This is a genomic window from Pseudonocardia adelaidensis (assembly GCF_039543345.1).
GTDB classification, from domain to species: Bacteria; Actinomycetota; Actinomycetes; order Mycobacteriales; family Pseudonocardiaceae; genus Pseudonocardia; species Pseudonocardia adelaidensis.
Genome location: NZ_BAABJO010000026.1, coordinates 1 through 15805 on the forward strand (window position 1 = coordinate 1; position 15805 = coordinate 15805).

17 protein-coding genes and 1 pseudogene are annotated in these 15805 nt (G+C 71.1%); 9 read left to right on the forward strand and 9 right to left on the reverse strand.

The window, feature by feature from the left end:
• Positions 1-131 precede the first annotated feature (131 nt).
• Positions 132-313: pseudogene (locus tag ABEA81_RS28825) on the reverse strand (transposase); the annotation flags it as partial.
• A 551-nt stretch (positions 314-864) separates the two neighbouring features.
• Between ABEA81_RS28825 and ABEA81_RS28830 the strand changes: the two are divergent.
• Positions 865-1959, forward strand: coding sequence for an RNA polymerase subunit sigma-70 (locus tag ABEA81_RS28830; protein ID WP_345609142.1), 1095 nt, complete (start codon positions 865-867; stop codon positions 1957-1959).
• Positions 1960-2173: 214 nt separating this feature from the next.
• Here the strand turns inward: ABEA81_RS28830 and ABEA81_RS28835 are convergent, their stop codons facing one another.
• Positions 2174-2740 (reverse strand): dihydrofolate reductase family protein, encoded by a 567-nt coding sequence (locus tag ABEA81_RS28835; protein WP_345609144.1) that lies wholly within the window; start codon positions 2738-2740, stop codon positions 2174-2176.
• Between the two features lie 411 nt (positions 2741-3151).
• Here ABEA81_RS28835 and ABEA81_RS28840 point away from each other — a divergent pair, with 411 nt between their 5' ends.
• Together ABEA81_RS28840 and ABEA81_RS28845 are read left to right on the forward strand one after the other, a co-directional pair.
• On the forward strand, positions 3152-3352 hold the full coding sequence (locus ABEA81_RS28840; RefSeq protein WP_345609146.1) for a hypothetical protein: 201 nt from the start codon (positions 3152-3154) through the stop codon (positions 3350-3352).
• Positions 3353-3622 carry an OsmC family protein gene (locus ABEA81_RS28845; RefSeq protein ID WP_345609385.1) on the forward strand — a complete coding sequence of 90 codons (270 nt, stop codon included), beginning with the start codon at positions 3353-3355 and terminating at the stop codon, positions 3620-3622.
• Between the two features lie 548 nt (positions 3623-4170).
• Here ABEA81_RS28845 and ABEA81_RS28850 read toward each other — a convergent pair.
• Positions 4171-4491 carry an NIPSNAP family protein gene (locus tag ABEA81_RS28850; protein WP_345609148.1) on the reverse strand — a complete coding sequence of 107 codons (321 nt, stop codon included), beginning with the start codon at positions 4489-4491 and terminating at the stop codon, positions 4171-4173.
• Positions 4492-4501: 10 nt separating this feature from the next.
• On the reverse strand, positions 4502-5467 hold the full coding sequence (locus tag ABEA81_RS28855) for an NADP-dependent oxidoreductase (protein WP_345609150.1): 966 nt from the start codon (positions 5465-5467) through the stop codon (positions 4502-4504).
• Positions 5468-5537: 70 nt separating this feature from the next.
• Here ABEA81_RS28855 and ABEA81_RS28860 point away from each other — a divergent pair, with 70 nt between their 5' ends.
• A complete protein-coding gene (locus ABEA81_RS28860; protein WP_345609152.1) occupies positions 5538-6596 on the forward strand; it encodes a GlxA family transcriptional regulator in 1059 nt (352 codons plus the stop codon).
• Between the two features lie 292 nt (positions 6597-6888).
• The gene (locus tag ABEA81_RS42775) at positions 6889-7074 is read left to right on the forward strand and encodes a DUF1707 SHOCT-like domain-containing protein (RefSeq protein WP_425570711.1); all 186 of its coding nucleotides are present in this window, start codon (positions 6889-6891) and stop codon (positions 7072-7074) included.
• Here ABEA81_RS42775 and ABEA81_RS28865 read toward each other — a convergent pair.
• Entirely contained in the window at positions 7043-7954 is a 912-nt protein-coding gene (locus ABEA81_RS28865) for a slipin family protein (protein WP_345609154.1), read from the reverse strand. The two genes, ABEA81_RS42775 and ABEA81_RS28865, sit on opposite strands and share 32 nt — an antisense overlap.
• Before the next feature lie 196 nt (positions 7955-8150).
• On the opposite strand from ABEA81_RS28865, the gene ABEA81_RS28870 reads away from it, so the two are divergent.
• Both ABEA81_RS28870 and ABEA81_RS28875 read left to right on the forward strand, forming a co-directional pair.
• The gene (locus tag ABEA81_RS28870; RefSeq protein WP_425570718.1) at positions 8151-8648 is read left to right on the forward strand and encodes a LysR family transcriptional regulator; all 498 of its coding nucleotides are present in this window, start codon (positions 8151-8153) and stop codon (positions 8646-8648) included.
• A gap of 70 nt (positions 8649-8718) precedes the next feature.
• Positions 8719-9546, forward strand: coding sequence for an endonuclease/exonuclease/phosphatase family protein (locus ABEA81_RS28875; protein WP_345609156.1), 828 nt, complete (start codon positions 8719-8721; stop codon positions 9544-9546).
• A gap of 143 nt (positions 9547-9689) precedes the next feature.
• Here ABEA81_RS28875 and ABEA81_RS28880 read toward each other — a convergent pair whose 3' ends face one another.
• The gene (locus tag ABEA81_RS28880) at positions 9690-10568 is read right to left on the reverse strand and encodes a LysR family transcriptional regulator (protein ID WP_345609158.1); all 879 of its coding nucleotides are present in this window, start codon (positions 10566-10568) and stop codon (positions 9690-9692) included.
• A 96-nt stretch (positions 10569-10664) separates the two neighbouring features.
• Between ABEA81_RS28880 and ABEA81_RS28885 the strand changes: the two genes are divergently transcribed.
• Positions 10665-12044, forward strand: coding sequence for an MFS transporter (locus ABEA81_RS28885; protein ID WP_345609160.1), 1380 nt, complete (start codon positions 10665-10667; stop codon positions 12042-12044).
• A gap of 18 nt (positions 12045-12062) precedes the next feature.
• On the opposite strand, the gene ABEA81_RS28890 is transcribed toward ABEA81_RS28885, so the two are convergent.
• Both ABEA81_RS28890 and ABEA81_RS28895 read right to left on the reverse strand, forming a co-directional pair.
• Positions 12063-13451 (reverse strand): FAD-dependent oxidoreductase, encoded by a 1389-nt coding sequence (locus ABEA81_RS28890; protein WP_345609162.1) that lies wholly within the window; start codon positions 13449-13451, stop codon positions 12063-12065.
• 68 nt (positions 13452-13519) lie between these two features.
• The gene (locus ABEA81_RS28895; protein WP_345609164.1) at positions 13520-14500 is read right to left on the reverse strand and encodes a zinc-binding dehydrogenase; all 981 of its coding nucleotides are present in this window, start codon (positions 14498-14500) and stop codon (positions 13520-13522) included.
• Positions 14501-14584: 84 nt separating this feature from the next.
• Here ABEA81_RS28895 and ABEA81_RS28900 point away from each other — a divergent pair, with 84 nt between their 5' ends.
• On the forward strand, positions 14585-15208 hold the full coding sequence (locus ABEA81_RS28900; RefSeq protein WP_345609166.1) for a TetR/AcrR family transcriptional regulator: 624 nt from the start codon (positions 14585-14587) through the stop codon (positions 15206-15208).
• A gap of 48 nt (positions 15209-15256) precedes the next feature.
• Here ABEA81_RS28900 and ABEA81_RS28905 read toward each other — a convergent pair whose 3' ends face one another.
• Positions 15257-15640, reverse strand: coding sequence for a VOC family protein (locus ABEA81_RS28905; RefSeq protein WP_345609168.1), 384 nt, complete (start codon positions 15638-15640; stop codon positions 15257-15259).
• Positions 15641-15805: the final 165 nt, after the last annotated feature.

The window sequence follows — 15805 nt, forward strand, 5'->3', positions numbered from 1 at the left end:
CTCCGGGGAGCGGGTCGGGTCCTAGACAAGCCACACCCCAACCCGGGGGCTCTCTCTCGATCAACTACCGCTGGCCGCGTGTCACGCCATCCCGACCGTCACCAACGTCCTGGCCGAGTACACCTAGGGCATCGTCGACCCCGACCGAGCAGGTAGCAGGTGGCGACCACCGTGGTCAGAGCCCGTTCGGCGCGGCGGCGGCGCTCGAGCAGCCACTCCGGAAGTAGGAGCCGGAGCGCAGCTTGGGGATCGCCACGTCCAGGGTGCCGGCGTGGGTGTCGAACTCGCGGTGGCGGTAGCCGTTGCGTGACGATCACCAAGGCCGCCTGGTGATCGCGGCGGACGTCGACGGACGTTGCCTGAGCGACCGATCTGGCATCAAGCAAGATCAGCGCGCCCGCCCCCTGAGTGACGAACTGCGAGACAAGCACCAAGGGCACCGGACGATCGCCGGGGACGTCGACGGACGATGTCGAGCGGGCCGAGCGGGGATCAGGGAACATCAGCTGGCCGGCGATTTGCCTTCACACCGAAGAGATCACTCGTTCGACCCCAGTATCGGCCACCGCTATAACACCAGGTCAGCCCCGATATCCCCGGGGGCTGACCTCCCACCATCCGCGCCCAGTACCGCCGTCCTCCACATCCTCGCCACCTGCCGCTGGTCGACGCCCGCGCAGGCGGCCACATGGCCCTTCGGTAGCAGCGGTACGGGTATGCCCGACCCGGAGCACGTCCCCCTGGATCGACCTGACCCATCGGGCGCGACGAACGGCCCGGTGCCAGCGGCTTCACCGATCAGAAATCCTCCGCCAGGTCGTCAGTTCTGGTAGCCCCTCGCCACCCGCGGAAGGATTCACGACCATGACCGACGCCAGACTGCTAAGCGCCGACGAGGCTGCGTTCATCGCGGCGGCCCGCTCAGATGACACAGCACAGTTCGCGCTCGTCACAGAGCGCCACCGGCGTGAGCTGCAGGTGCACTGCTACCGGATGCTCGCGAACTACGAGGACGCCCAGGACATGACGCAGGAGACGTTCCTGCGGGCGTGGAACAAGCGGGAGTCGTTCGAGGGCCGCGCTGCGCTGCGGACCTGGCTGTACCGGATCGCGACCAACGCCTGTCTCGACTTCCTGGAGAAGCGCAACGACCGCACAGCCGTCCCGTCCGAGCTGCCGGACCCCGGCTCCGAGATGCTGTACCTGCAGCCGTACCCCGACCGGATGCTCCCCGAGGACCCGCAGGAATCTGTGGTGGCACGGGAGACGATCGAGCTGGCGTTCATCGTCGCCGTCCAGCACCTGCCGCCGCGGCAGCGGGCGGTGTTCATCCTGCGCGACGTCCTCGGCTGGCCGGCGTCGAAGGCCGCCGACGCCCTCGAGCTGACCGTCGCTTCGGTGACCAGCGCACTGCAGCGGGCGCGCGTGACGATGCGCGAGCGGCTGCCCGGCCGCCGCCTCGACTGGCGGAGCCCCGCCACCCACGAGCTGTCGGACGACGAGCGCAGCGTGGTGAAGTCGTACATCGACGCCCACGAGCGCAACGACCTCAGCGGGTTGATGTCACTGCTGCGCGACGACCTGCGCTTCGCGATGCTTCCCGATCTGGGCACCGTGATCATGACGGCCGAGGACGCGGTGGACGGCTGGGTCTCCGGTGGGCTCTTCCAGCGCGGCTACGACGACTGGCGCGGTATCACCACGACGGTCAACCGCATGCCTGCCGCGGTGCTGTACCGCCGCACCCCCGATGCCCCGGAGTACCGGTTGTTTGCCATCGCGGTCCTGCGCATCGTCGACAGGAAGATCGCCGATCTCACCGGATTCGACGCCACCGACAAACCATGGCTCGGCCTGCCCCCGACACTGTCATCAGACGGAGTCCCCATCGTCGACGAGGCCGGCGCAGGGGCCGCCGTCACCGAAGTCACCGCGGAATGGAGCACCCCGACCAGCTGAACACCAACCGACAACGCGAACACCACCGCCCCGCCGACGTGCCGGCGGGGCATTCTCATGCCCCGAAGAACATCGTCACGATCACCGACGCCGTCGTCCTCGTCCCCGGAACGCAACGAAGGGCCGGGGACGGGTGCCCACATAACCAGGGTCACGGTGAACACGCCGGGAAGGATTTCGACCCGGCCTCAGGAGCCGAGCACCTGGCCCGCGTTCATCGCCTCGTCTCGTATCGGGTCAGCACCACACCGCCGGGAAACGCCCGCGTCTCCACCAGGTTCAGGTTCACCCAGCTGTCCAGCGCCGTGAAGAACGGCGTGCCGCCGCCCACCACGACCGGGTGGGTGGCCAGCACGTACTCGTCGATCAGCCCGGCCCGCATGGCCGCCCCGGCGAGCGTTGCGCCACCGATGCCCATCGGGCTGCCGTCCTCGGCCTTGAGCCGGGTGATCTCGGCGACCGCGTCGCCGGTGACCAGGCGGGTGTTCCAGTCGACCTCGTCGATCGTCGAGGAGAACACCACCTTCGGCGTGTCCCGCCAGTTCCGCGCGAACTCGATCTCCGCCGGGGAAGCGTCGGGCTGCTGGTCGCCGGTCGGCCAGTAGGAGCACATCGTCTGCCACAGCTTGCGCCCGTACAGCGACAGTCCGCTCGCCCGCTCCTGGTCGAGCCACCACTGGAACAGCTCGTCGCTCGGCGGCCCACTCCAGCCGATGTCGTCGCCGGTCGCGGCGATGTAGCCGTCCAGGGTCACATTCATGCCGAAGATCAGTTTCCGCATCGTGCGAGCCTCCCGTGAGTCGATCTCACACGTACAGACGGGCGCGGCGCGGAAACCCGATCTGTGCACGATCTGCGGTCCGCAGGTAGTTCTCGCGTTCCGGACTCAGCACGGCGCACTCGGCTGGGCTCGAGTTCGAGGCGGCCGGGTCACCTCGGCACTGGACCAGGTCGCCGTCACCATGCGGGCGCTCGCGGTTCGAGGTCTGAGCAAGCGAGCTTCTCGCGGCGACCACAGCAGGTCCGACACGCTTCTCGCGCACCAGCCCCGAGAGCATCGGCACCGACGGGGCGCTTCGCGATGCGCTCGGCATCCGCCCGCGGGCGGCCATCTCGAGGAAGCCCGTACAGCAGGTTGGCTGGCCAACGGGACGTCGACCTGCCAGCCTTCACGAGTCGGAAAGGAGCTCCAGTGGGCGACATCGTTTACGTCTCCGAGGTCCGGATCGAGCGCGAGAACGGGCCGGTGCGGCGGGCCTACCTACCCGCGGAAGCCGACCCGGTCTACTACGGCACCCATGGCCCGGTGGCCGAGCACTACGGCCACGCACGCGGTCAGTTTCCCGAGCACGCCACCACACTTGACCACGTCGTCGGCGCTGCCGCCGGTTGACTGACGGGCACGTTCGCCGGCGCCCTCGCGGCCCGGCGGATCGATCCCACCGGTCTGGTGGGACACGCTCGGGGCGAGATCGAGCTCGAGGACAACGTCCTGGTCATCAAGCGGATCCACGTCGAATACAGCGGCGTGGCGGTGCCCGAGGACAAGCGCGACGCTGCCGACCGCGCACTCACAACGCACCAACAGGCCTGTCCTGTCTCCCGCAGCATCGAGGCGGCCATCGAGGTCACGACGGCATGGGCTCGGCCCGCCGACTCCTGACAGCGGCGGCGGCGTGGTGGGCTCGGCCGCCCGTTTCGCCCAGCCAAGGACTCGCACACCGCTGCCGAGACGCAGCCGGGACCGCGGCTCGTGATCTCGTCCTCGGCACAACGCCAAGACCGGCAACTCCAGGAACTCGATGACGGCGCCCCACCTCGGCCCACCAGCTGTTCGCCTCGCTGGTGGTCGAGTTCAGGACGACGCCTCGCAGGGACGGGTGCGTTCGTCCCCGCGCTGGTTGCCGACTGGTGGACCTTGGCAAGCCCACACCGGTCACGCCGGCGGCGCTCCAGGATCCGCTTGATCGCGGCGAGGTCCTCGTCGCTGGCGCGCCGGAGGGCGGTGGCGATCACACGTGCGAGGATCTGGCCGAAGCCGGCCGGTTCGCCGCGGTTGCGCGAGGACATTCGAGTGCGAGCGTTATCCACCGTCGTCCACGTGCAAGTGGTCTCCATGGGGAACGGCCCCTGGGCAGTCCGCATCACGACCTTCTCGCCCGGCATCCACTCGACGATCTCGTAGGTCGTCCGAGCCGGTCGTCCCGCGGGTCATTGCATCGCCGATGCGGGCGTCGGGTGCACCCGGGTCACGACGGAGCGGTCCGTGAGCAGCAGCTCGCCGACCGTCGGGCCGATGCGCTCGCGCCACTCTGGGTCCTCGTACACGGCGGTGTAGCGGGTCACGCGGTCGTCCTCGTCGTCGAACCGGCGGATCCAGACGTAGCCGTCCTGGTCCTCCTCGTCGATGAACGAGGCGATCACGGTCATCCCCTTGGCCTGCTGGAACGGGATGACGGTGTCTTCCATGTAGCGGACCCAGTCGTCCCGGCGTCCGGGGCGGGCCTGGTAGCGGCGGATCTCGTAGAACATGGTGGTCTCCTCAGGAGCCGAGGGTCAGGACGATCTTGCCGCGGGTGCGGTTCGTCTCGCCGAGGGCGTGCGCGCGGGCGGCCTGTTCGAGGGGGAAGGTGCGCGCGAGCTCGACCCGCACGTCGCCGGCGTCGATCAGTTCGGCGATCTGCCCGAGCGCGGCACCGTCGGGCTCGACGAGGAACGAGGACGCGTGGCCGTCGATGGCCTCGACCGCGGCGGCGAGCGCGTCGGACTCCCCGCCGGGCACGGCCACGATCGACCCGCCGGGGCGCAGGCAGGCGACCAGCCGCAGATCCTCGCCCCCGCCGACCAGGTCGACGACGCTGTCGACGTCCTTGATCAGCGATTCGTACCCGGCGTCGTGGTAGTCCACGACCTCGTTCGCGCCGAGCTCGAGCAGCCACTCGTGGTTCGCGGGACTCGCGGTCGCCAACACGTGCGCGCCGAGATGGCGGGCGAACTGGACCGCGAAGTGGCCGACGCCCCCGGCCGCGGCCGTGATCAGGATCCGGTGTCCCGGCTGCACGTGCAGGGTGTCGACGAGGATCTGCCATGCCGTGAGCGCCGCCAGCGGCACCGCCGCGGCCTGCGCGTCGCTCAGCGAGGTCGGCGAGTGGGTGAACTGGCGCGCCGGCGCGGTGACGTACTCGGCGTAGCCACCCGCTGCGCGCGGGAACCACGGCATGCCGTAGACCCGGTCTCCCACGGCGAGGGTCGTGACACCGAACCCGACCTCCTCGACGACGCCGGCCACGTCCCAACCGAGGACGAGGGGCGGTTCGCCGAGGGCTCCGGCCATGCCGTGTCCTTCCCGGGTCTTCCAGTCGACGGGATTCACCCCGGCGGCACGGACGCGGACGAGAACCTCGGTGGGCAGTGGCACGGGCCGGGGGAGCGTCTCGACGGAGAGCACCTCGCCACCACCGAAACGGTGCTGGACGACCGCACGCATGGTGTTGATCTGTTCGGGCATGCGTCCAGCCTCGCCCGACTCGAGAACACAAGGCAGTGGCTAGAAGGACATCGTGCGTAAAATTCTGGCCATGCCCCATCGCGTCGCCGTTCTCGCCCTCGACGGGGTGATCCCGTTCGACCTGGGTATCCCGGCCCGGGTCTTCCGCGAGGCCCTCGATCGGCACGGCAGGAACCTCTACAGCGTGTCCACGTGCTCGCTCGGTGGGCGACCCGTGCGCACCAGCCAGGACTTCGTCGTCGCGGTGGAGCACGACGAGGGCCTGCTCGCACGGGCGGAGACGGTCGTGATCGCGACGCAGGAACCGACGCCCGAGTTGCTGGCCACCGGTGCCCTTCCGGACGAGCTCACCGCGGCGCTCGCACGCGTCCCGCCGTCCAGTCGCATCGTCAGCCTCTGCACCTCGGCGTTCGTGCTCGCCGCAGCGGGCCTGCTCGACGGCCGATCCGCGACGACGCACTGGGCCCTGTGCCGAGCGTTTGCGGACCTCTTCCCGCAGGTATCGGTCGATCCCGACGTGTTGTTCGTCGACAACGGCCAGGTGCTCACCTCGGCCGGCGGTGCCGCGGGGATCGATCTGTGCCTGCACCTGGTTCGGCGCGACCACGGGGCCGAGGTGGCCAACGGTGCGGCCCGGCGATGCGTCGTCGCCCCCTGGCGGGACGGCGGCCAGGCCCAGTTCATCGAACACCCGCTGCCGATCGACCCGGAATCGTCGACCGCCGCCGCCCGGACCTGGGCGCTGGCCCACCTCGACGAGCCGATCGGCCTGCTCGACCTCGCGCGTCAGGCGAACATGAGCGTGCGCACCTTCTCCCGCCGCTTCCGCGCCGAGGTCGGCGAGAGTCCGGCCCAGTGGCTGATCCAGCGACGGATCGACACGGCGCGCCGCTTGCTCGAGACTTCCGACCTGACCGTCGACCAGATCGCCACCGCCGCCGGGTTCGGCAGTGCGACGCTGCTCCGCAAGCACCTCCACGCCGCGATCGGACTGTCGCCGGGCTCATACCGCCGGACCTTCACCGGGCCGTCGGAACCGGTCACGGCCGGCCCGAAGCGAACGGTCAGCGGCCGTAGCGGAGGAGGTCGCCGACCCGGTCTCCTGCCCCACCATCGCGTGGACGCCTGAGCGGTTGTCCGCCCCTGGCGACGAGGGACCCGAACGCACCGCCCCCTCGGCATCGTCACCGCCGTCGTCGGAGCTCCGCTGTTGCTCCTGCTCGTCCGCCGGCTCCGGTCGTCCGCCCCGTGACCCGGCGTTACCGGTAACGACAGCCATCGGTCCGGTTCGAGGTGGCGAGCTCCCGCCGGTGCGGTCCGTCCGCAGATCAGCGAGCACCATCGGGACCGGCCCAGCGCGGCTGGACCCGCTGCTCGGCAGCACTACCCTTGAACCATCCGGAACGGCGACGGGAGCTCACGTGCAACGCGACCACCGAGCGTCCGATGTCGAGCGGCAGGCCGTCGTCCGACGGCTCGAGCGGGCGTTGCGGGAGAGGCGGTTGACGGTCGTCGAGTTCGACGAGCGGACGCGAGCGGCCTACGCGGCGACGATGTGCGGTGAGCTGGATGTCCTCACCGAGGATCTGCCTCCGGATCTGTGGTGAGCGCGCGCTTCGCGGTCTCGTCACCATCGGTGTGCTGGTGCCCTCCGGCGAGCGCGGTGGGGTCGGCGGGCGGTGGCGGGGGGATCGAGGCGTCGGCAGATGCGGAACCGGTTCGTTCGCGGCTCGACATGCCGGTCGCGTTCTCGAAGAAACGCAGAAGCTCCACCGGTAGCGGCATGACCAGGGTGCTGTTCTGGTCCGAGGCCACGTCGCTGACGGTCTGCAGGAGCCGTAGCTGCAGCGCGCCGGGGGTGTCGGCCATGACCCGCGCGGCGTCCGCGAGCCGTGTGGAGGCCTGGTACTCGCCGTCGGCGGCGATGACGCGGGCGCGGCGGTCCCGCTCGGCCTCGGCCTGGTGGGCCATCGCGCGGCGCATGCTCTCGGGAAGCGCGATGTCCTTGATCTCCACCCGGTCGACGGAGACCCCCCATTCATCGGTCGGGGTGTCGATCACTGCACGCAGCTCGGCGTTGACCCGCTCTCGGTCCGACAGCATGGTGTCCAGGTCGGCCCGGCCGATCACCGACCGCAGCGACGTCCGGGCGACCTGGGAGATGGCGCCGAGGTAGTTCTCGACGTTGACCACTGCTTTCACCGGGTCTGTCACCCGGAAGTACACCACCGCGTCGACGCTGAGGGTCACGTTGTCCTTGGTGATGGCGCCTTGGGGTGGGACGTCGAGCACGATGGTCTGGACGGGCACTTTCACCATCCGGTCGGCGACCGGGATCATCAGGCGAAGGCCGGGCTGCCGCACCTCGGGCAGGAGCCGCCCGAAGCGCAGGACGACACCGCGCTGGTACTGCTGCACCATCCGGACCCCGCCGCTGACGAGCAGCACCACGAGCACGACGAGCACGATCAGTACGGTCGTGAGCACAAGTTCCACATCCTTCGTTCGGCGGACGGTGCCGATCAGGGGCTTCGGTCCGGCCGTTCTTCTCGGTGGCGGCGAGCAGCAGCCACGGGACGACGACCAGCGTGGTGGTGAGTCCGAGCGCGGCCCGCCACGGCGCCGGTAGCAGCGTGCCGGCGAGGACTCGGCGCTCCCATTCCGACAGGGCGTCGTGGTCGTCGTGACGGGGAGTGGACGATGCGGTCATCGCCGGGGCCTTTCGCGCAGTCCGTACCTGCTGCCGACCAGCCTTCCCGGCACGCCCTGTCCTGATCGTACGGTTCGCCGAGTCGACCCACCACCCCGCAGCTGCACGCGGATCGACCTCGGGGCCGGTCTTGGTCGTCGTAGGCGTCGGGTACTCCGCCGGCGGAGGTTCCCGGCTTCGGTCGCGCAGCAGGCCGGTGGATGTCCTTGTCGAGATGCGACGACCCGCTGCTTCGCGAGTACTTCCCGGCTTCTGTCTCGGCCGGCGACGCCCGTGAGCCAGCAGGTGCGGCGGCTGGAACGCGAGCTCGGGGCGGACCTGCTCGACCGGTCGTCGCGGTGGGTGCGGCCGACCGAGGCCGGTCGGCGGTTCTTGCCGGCGGCGCGGGAGGTGTCGGCTGCCGAGCAGCGGGCGCTCACCGCCGACAGGTGGCCCCTGCCCGTCACGACCGCAGCAAGGTGGCCATGCTGACGTAACACGGCAGCATGGCCACCTTGCTGTCATCCGGGAGTGACCGCACCCGAACGATCGGAGCACCGGCATGCGGCTGCGGGCCGTCACGATCAACGTCCAGAACGACGAGGGCGACCCTCGGCGCATCGGCCTGCTCAACCAGGAGTTGCGTCGCCTCGCGCCCGAGCTCGTCGCGCTGCAGGAGGTCGTCGGCCGCGAGCATCTCGACGAGCTGCTGGAGGGCACCGGGCTGCACAGCACCCATCAGGCCGACGTGATGGCCTACGCGCCGCCGTTCGCCGACCGCTACGGCGGCAACGCGGTGGCCACCCGCTGGCCCCACACGGTCGTGGAGGTCCTCGACCAGCGCCTGGCGGGTGCGGGTGACGTTCCGTGGTGCACCGTGGCGGTGAAGGTCCCGCTGCCGGACGTGGGTGAGCTGCTGTTCATCTCCGCCACCGCGTCCTGGCAGCTGGACGCCGAAGCCGTCCGCGAGCGGCAGGCCGTTGCACTCGGGGATCTCGACGCCCGGCACCGCACCGAGCTGCCCACGATCATCGCCGGTGATTTCAACGCCGACCCCGACGCGGCCAGCATCCGCTACCTCACCGGTCGCCAGTCGCTGTCCGGACGCAGTGTCCACTACCACGACGCGTGGGAGGTCGCCGGCAACGGGCCGGGCCATACCTGGAGCGTCGACAACGCCAACGCCGCCGCCCTGTTCGACCGGATCGTGCGCCAGCCCGGACACCGGGGCCGGCTCGACTACGTGTTCACCGGCTCATGGCACGCCCATCCGAAGGCGCGCTGCGAGATCCGTTCGGCGAGCGTTGCCTTCGACCGGCCCACCGACGGGGTGTGGCCGAGCGACCACTACGGCGTCGTCGTCGACGTCGAGATCGCCACGGACAGGTGACCCGATCGGACGCCCCCAGCAACCGGCAGATCCTCGAGCTGCATGAACCGGTCGGCGGCGGACCGGCGCGCCGGCGTCTCGCGCCGGCGCTGTGAGGGCAGCGGGCCGGCTCGCTCGGCCGGTCGGGCAGCCCACGGGTGCGGTCAGGCGCCGGCGGCGTAGAGGACGTCGCGCAGTCCGGGGAGATCCGCGCGGTCGTCGCGCCAGACGAGCCGCAGGCTCAGGTCCGGGGTGGGGAAGTCGAGCCGGTGGAGGGTGCCGGACTCCAGTGCGGTGGACACGGCGAACTCGGGCAGCAGGGCGATGCCGAGGCCCTGTTCGGTCCAGGTGCGCATCACCGAGACCGCGCCGGCGTGGACTCGCGTCGGGCTGCCACCGATGACCTTGTCGGCGGCCATGGAGAAGGAACAGTTCGGAACGTTGACCAGCAGCCGTTCCCCGGCGAGGTCGGCAGGGGTCAGCTGCGGGCGCCCGAGAAGCCGGTGGCCGTTCGCGGCGACCAGGACGAGCGGAACAGCGTCGAGGTCGAGGAACGCCAGTGGCTCGGCCGGGGCGGGGAAACCGAGGTCGCCCAAGGCGTCGCCGGTGTCCAGCAGCAGTGCCGCCTCAAGGCGCCCGGCCGCGACGTCAGCGAGCAGATCGTCGCGGCTCGCGCTCGAGCGCACCTCCACGCAGATGTCGGGTCGGCGCTCGGCAAGCCTGCCGAGTACGCCCGGGATGTAGGTGCCGGCGATGGTCTCCAGCGCACCCAGCCGCACCGCCTGGCGCAGGGCGCTCACCTCGCGGCGGGCTTGTTCGGCCTGATCCAGCAGGCGTCGCGCCCAGCTCAGCAGACGCTCGCCCGCACCTGTCAGGCGCATCCCCTTGGGCGTCCGCTCGAACAATGCGATGTCGAGGGACTTCTCCAGCGTGCGGATCTGTTCGGACACGCTGGATGGCGCCATCTCCAGGGCGACGGCGGCATCGGTCACCGTGCGATGCCGGACCACGGCCTCGAAGGTCCGCAGCTGGCGCAGTTCCATGGCGGTTGTCAACCAGCACGCCGCGTTCGGAATTTCCGAACGCGGGTGCGGGCGTGCCGGTGGAGCCGGTGGCGGCCGATCCGGACAGTGACAGGCGTGACAGCTTCCCGAACGTCCGACCCGCAGATGACGAGGCCGGGTGGTCGAGCCCTCGCGCTGCTGGGCATCTCGCTCGCGTACTTCATGGTGCTGCTGGACATGACCGTGCTCTCGGTCGCCGAGCCGGACCTCGCCGCGTCCCTGCACACCTCGATCTCCGGTCTCCAGTGGGCGACCGCCGGCTACACGGTCGTGTTCGGCGCACTGCTGCTGTCGGCCGGCGCGGTCGCCGACCGCTTCGGGGCGCACCGGGTCTTCCGGGTGGGCGTCGCGGTGTTCGGCGCCGGATCGCTGCTGTGTGCCCTCGCTCCCGCACTGGGGGTGCTGGTCGCGCTCCGCGCGGTGCTCGGCGCTGCCGGCGCCGCGTGCGTGCCCGCGTCGATGGCACTGATCGCGCGGCTGTACCCGGACCGGACCGAGCGCGCCCGCGCCGTCGCGACCTGGGCGGCGATCAGCGGTGCGGCGGTCGCCACCGGGCCGATCATCGGTGGCGCACTCGTCGACCTGGCGGGCTGGCGGGCGATCTTCCTGCTCAACGTGCCGATCGCGATGCTCGTGCTGACACTCGCGGCCGGCCGTGCGGTGCGCTGCCCGGCCGGTGAGGAGCGCATCGACTGGCCGGCGCACCTGGCGGCCTGCGCGGTGCTGGTGCTGCTGACCGACGCGCTCATCGCGGCGGGTGCGGGCGCCTGGGCGCACGCGGCCGGCTCGGGAACGGGCACCGTGCTCGTGGCTGCCGTGTTCGCCGTCCTCGAGCGGCGCAGCGCCCGGCCCGTGCTCAACCGGGCACTGCTGCGCAGCGGCGACGTGCGGGCAGCACTCGCGGTCGGCGCGGCGGTGACCTTCGCCCTCAACGGGAGCCTGTTCGTGCTGCCCCTGCTGTTCCAGCAGGATCGCCACCTCAGCGCGGTACTCAGTGGCCTGGCGTTCCTGCCGCTCACCCTGCCTTTCGCGCTCAACCCGCCGGTGACCGGCCGGATGGTGGCGCGTTTCGGGCCGCGCCCGCCGATCCTGACCGGGATGGCGCTGCTCGTCGCCGGTGGCGTTGTGCTCGGCTGCGCGGCCTGGGCGCGCGCCGAGTACGCCTGGCTCGCGCTCGGGCTGCTGCTCACGGGTTTCGGGGTGTCGTTCGTGCTACCCGCCGTGGTGGCAGCCATCCTCGGTGTCGCCCCACGAGGAACCGCCGGAGCCGCCGGAGGCCTGCTCAACGCCGTTCGCCAAGCCGGAGCAACCCTCGGGGTCGCGACCACGGGTGCCTTCGTCGGCCACGCCACGGCATCCGGCTCGGCGTACGCGTTGTTCCTCTCGGCATCGGTGTGCGTCGCGGCGGGCGCCTGGTTCACCCGCGCGACCCGCCGTAGCGACGATCATCGATGACCAGGAGACCCTGGACCCCTACGGAGCCGATCCCATCTCGGCTTCGACGGCCTCGAATGCCTTGCGGGCGGCGACGAGCACCGGATCCCACACGGGGGCGAAGGGCGGAGCGTAGGACAGGTCGAGGCCGAGGAGCTCGTCGACGCTCATCTCGTTCCAGATCGCGGTGGCCAGTACGTCGATCCGCTTGGCGGCGCCTTCCCGGCCCACGATCTGGCCGCCGAGCAGCCGCCCGGTGCGCTTCTCGGCCAGCATTTTGATCTTGATCGGCTGGGCCCCGGGGAAGTAGCCGGCGCGGGTGGTCGAGTCGACGGTCGCACGGACGAAGCGGAGCCCGGCCGAGTCAGCCTCGGCCTCGGAGAGCCCGGTGCGGGCGGCTTCCAGATCACACACCTTGGTGACCGCGGTCCCGATGACCCCGGCGAAGGTGGCGTAGCCGCCGCCGATGTTGATGCCCGCCACCCTGCCCTGCTTGTTGGCGTGCGTGCCGAGGGCAACGACGACGCGCTGCCCGGACAGGCGGTGCACCGACTCGACGCAGTCGCCGGCGGCCCACACGCCCTCGACGTGGGTGCGCATCTGGGCGTCCACGGCGATGCCCCCCGATGTGCCGAGCGGGATGCCGGCCTGTGCGGCGAGGGCGACGTCGGGGCGTACTCCCAGCCCGAGGACGACGGTGTCGGCCGGGAGCCGCCGGTCGGCGTCGGTGCGGACCGCGACGGCCCGCCCGTCCTGACCGGTCTCGATCTCGATGACCGCCTCGCCGAGGACGAGCTCGATGCCGAGCCCGCGGATGGCATCGGCGATGACAGCACCGATGTCGGGGTCGATGGTGCCGATCGGGGTGGGTGAGCGGTCGACCACGGCGACGTCGAGGCCGCGAACCTTGCAGGCCTCGGCGATCTCCAGGCCGATGTAGCCGCCGCCGACGATGACGACGCGCCGGACCCGATCGTCTTCCAGCTCGGCGCGCAGGGCGGCGCCGTCGTCCAGGGTCTGCACCCCGTGGACGCCGGCGGCATCGATGCCGGGTACGGCGGGCCGCATCGGCACGCTGCCTGCGGCGTAGACCAGCTGGTCGAACGGCTCGTCGTACTCGCGTCCCCGGTCGAGGTCGCGGGCGCGCACGGTCCGGGCCGCCAGGTCGATCGCGACGACCTCGGTGCGGGTGCGGACGTCGATGCCGTTCGCGCGGTGTTGCTGCGGGCTGCGGGCGATCAGGTCCTTCTCGCCGGCGACCACGCCGCTGATCCAGTAGGGGATTCCGCAGGCCGAGTACGACGTGGCGTGGCCGCGTTCGAACGCCACCACCTGCAGCGAATCGGCATCGCGCCGTTTCCGCGCCTGGCTGGCCGCGCTCATCCCGGCGGCGTCGCCACCGATCACGACCAGACGCTCTGGGGTCATGACAGGAACGGTAGCGGCGCGGGTAGTGGGTCAGGCGACCTTCTCGGGCATGACCCACTGCCCGTGCGTCACAGGGCGGGGCTCCCCGATGGCGCGAGCACGATCCTGCCGAACACCTCGCCGGCTTCCATCTCCCGGTGAGCCGCCTGCGCCTCCTCCAGGGGCAGCACGTCGTGGACGACCGCGTCCCACTCGCCGCGACTCGCGGCGGCGAACAGATCTGCGGTGACGGCGCGTCGGTCGGGTTGGGCCACGGTGTCGGCGCTGAAGGTCGCGAACGACATCGACTTCCGGAACGCCGCGATCATCTCCATGCCGAAGTCCGCCGGCGGCTGACCGCCGACCACGCCGACGGCCACCATGCGGCCGTTCGGGTTGAGCTTGGCGAAGAACGACGGCAGGTGCGCACCGGCGACGACGTCGACGATGACGTCGTAGCCCGCGGGAGCGTCCTCGTCCCCCTCCCCGGCGCGGTCCAGCACGTGGGTGGCGCCGAGCTTGCGCAGGCGATCGCCGCGCTCGGGCGACGACGTCGTGACCGCGACGACACCGGCGTCACCGCGAGCGGCGAGCTGGACCGTCATGACCCCGATGCCGCCGGCAGCGCCGCGCACCAACACCGACTCGCCCGGAGCGAAGCGGGCGTGGCGAAGGCCGAAGTGGGCGACCACTCCGGAGCTCCCGAGCGTCACCGCGTCGACGGCCGGCAAGGCCGCCGGGAGGGGGACGAGCGTCGCGGCCGGAGCGACCGCCTGCTCGGCGTAGCCGCCGCCCGTGCCGGTGAACGCCCAGACGCGTCGACCGACCCACGACGCGTCGACGCCGCCGCCGACCGCGGTGACGGTGCCCGCGATCTCGCCGCCGGGGATGTGACCTTCGGAGAAGCCGTAGGCGGCGAGAGCGCCACTCCGGATCAGGACATCGACTCCGCCGACGCCGATCGCCTCGGTGGCGATCAGCACCTGCCCGTCGGCGGGCCTCGGGTCGGGGAGGTCGATGACCGCGAGGCCCTCGGGGCTTCCGAACGCCTGGATCGCGACTGCCTTCACTGTCGTCTCCGTGTTCTGGGATCGATGGGACCGACGCGGCGGACGTTAACGGACACCGGCGTCCGTTTAGCTAAAGTGAGAGCGGTGACGGACCGTTTGCCTCACACGCTGCGCTCAGACGCCCGCGACAACCGCGAACGCATCCTGGATGCGGCCCGGGCGGTGTTCGCCGCCGAGGGTCTGAACGTGCCGATGCGGGAGATCGCCCGGCGGGCCGGGGTCGGTCCCGCCACCCTCTACCGCCGCTTCCCGACGAAGGAGATGCTGGTCACCGAGGCGTTCCGGGACCAGATGCGCGCGTGCGTCGCCGTTGTCGACGAGGGGCTCGCCGACCCGGATCCATGGCGCGGCTTCTGCCGCGCGATCGAGCGGATCTGCGAGTTGCACGCCCTGGACCGGGGCTTCACGGCGGCCTTCATGTCGACCTTCCCCCGCGCGATGGATTTCGCCGCGTTGCGCGCGTCCTCGCTCGACTCCGTCGCCGAACTGGCCCGTCGCGCCAAGGACGCAGGCCGCCTGCGCCCCGACTTCGTCCTGGACGACGTGATCCTCGTGCTCATGGCCAACAGCGGTATCCGGGCCGCCTCACCGGCTGCCCGGGTCGCGGCGTCCCGGCGCTTCGCCGCGCTCGCGATCCAGGCGTTCCAGGCCTCGCCGGTGGCCTCGCCGCTGCCGCCGGTGGCGCGGTTGGCGCCCGCCTCGGCGTGACGTTCCACGGTGGAGCCGGGCCATCGCGGTCCGGCTCCACCTGCGTGGTCAGCCGGCGCCGCGGATCTGGCGGAGCTCGATCCGGTTGCCGTCCGGGTCCAGCGCCGTGAGGCGGACACCGTACGCGTAGTCCACCGGCTCGGGTTCTACGAACTCGACGCCGCGGGAACGGAGCACCTCGAAGTCCTTGCGCAGGTCGTCCGACTCGATGAAGACCGGGCCCGGCGTCCCGTCGACCGCCGGGGTCCGAGTCGGATCACCCGGCCACAGGACGATCTGGACGGATCCGTCCGCCGGCACGACCGTGAGGAAGCGCCCCTCCGGACCAGGGTTGTCGGCGCCCTTCTCGAGTCCGAGACCCTCCGTGTAGAAGGCCAGAGCGCGGTCCTGATCGCGCACGTAGACCGTCACGAGCATCACGTTCTTCAACATCACGTCCTCCTGGCTGCTCGACGTACTCCGCCGACGTGGGATGCCGTTCCGAGTGGTCCGACGAGGCGACCCCCGGGAATGTGAGGCGCCGTCATTCCCGGCACGGTGCCCGCGTCGCCCCGCAACGGGTCCTCGCGGGCGGCTGGGCCCGTCGCCGGCCCGACG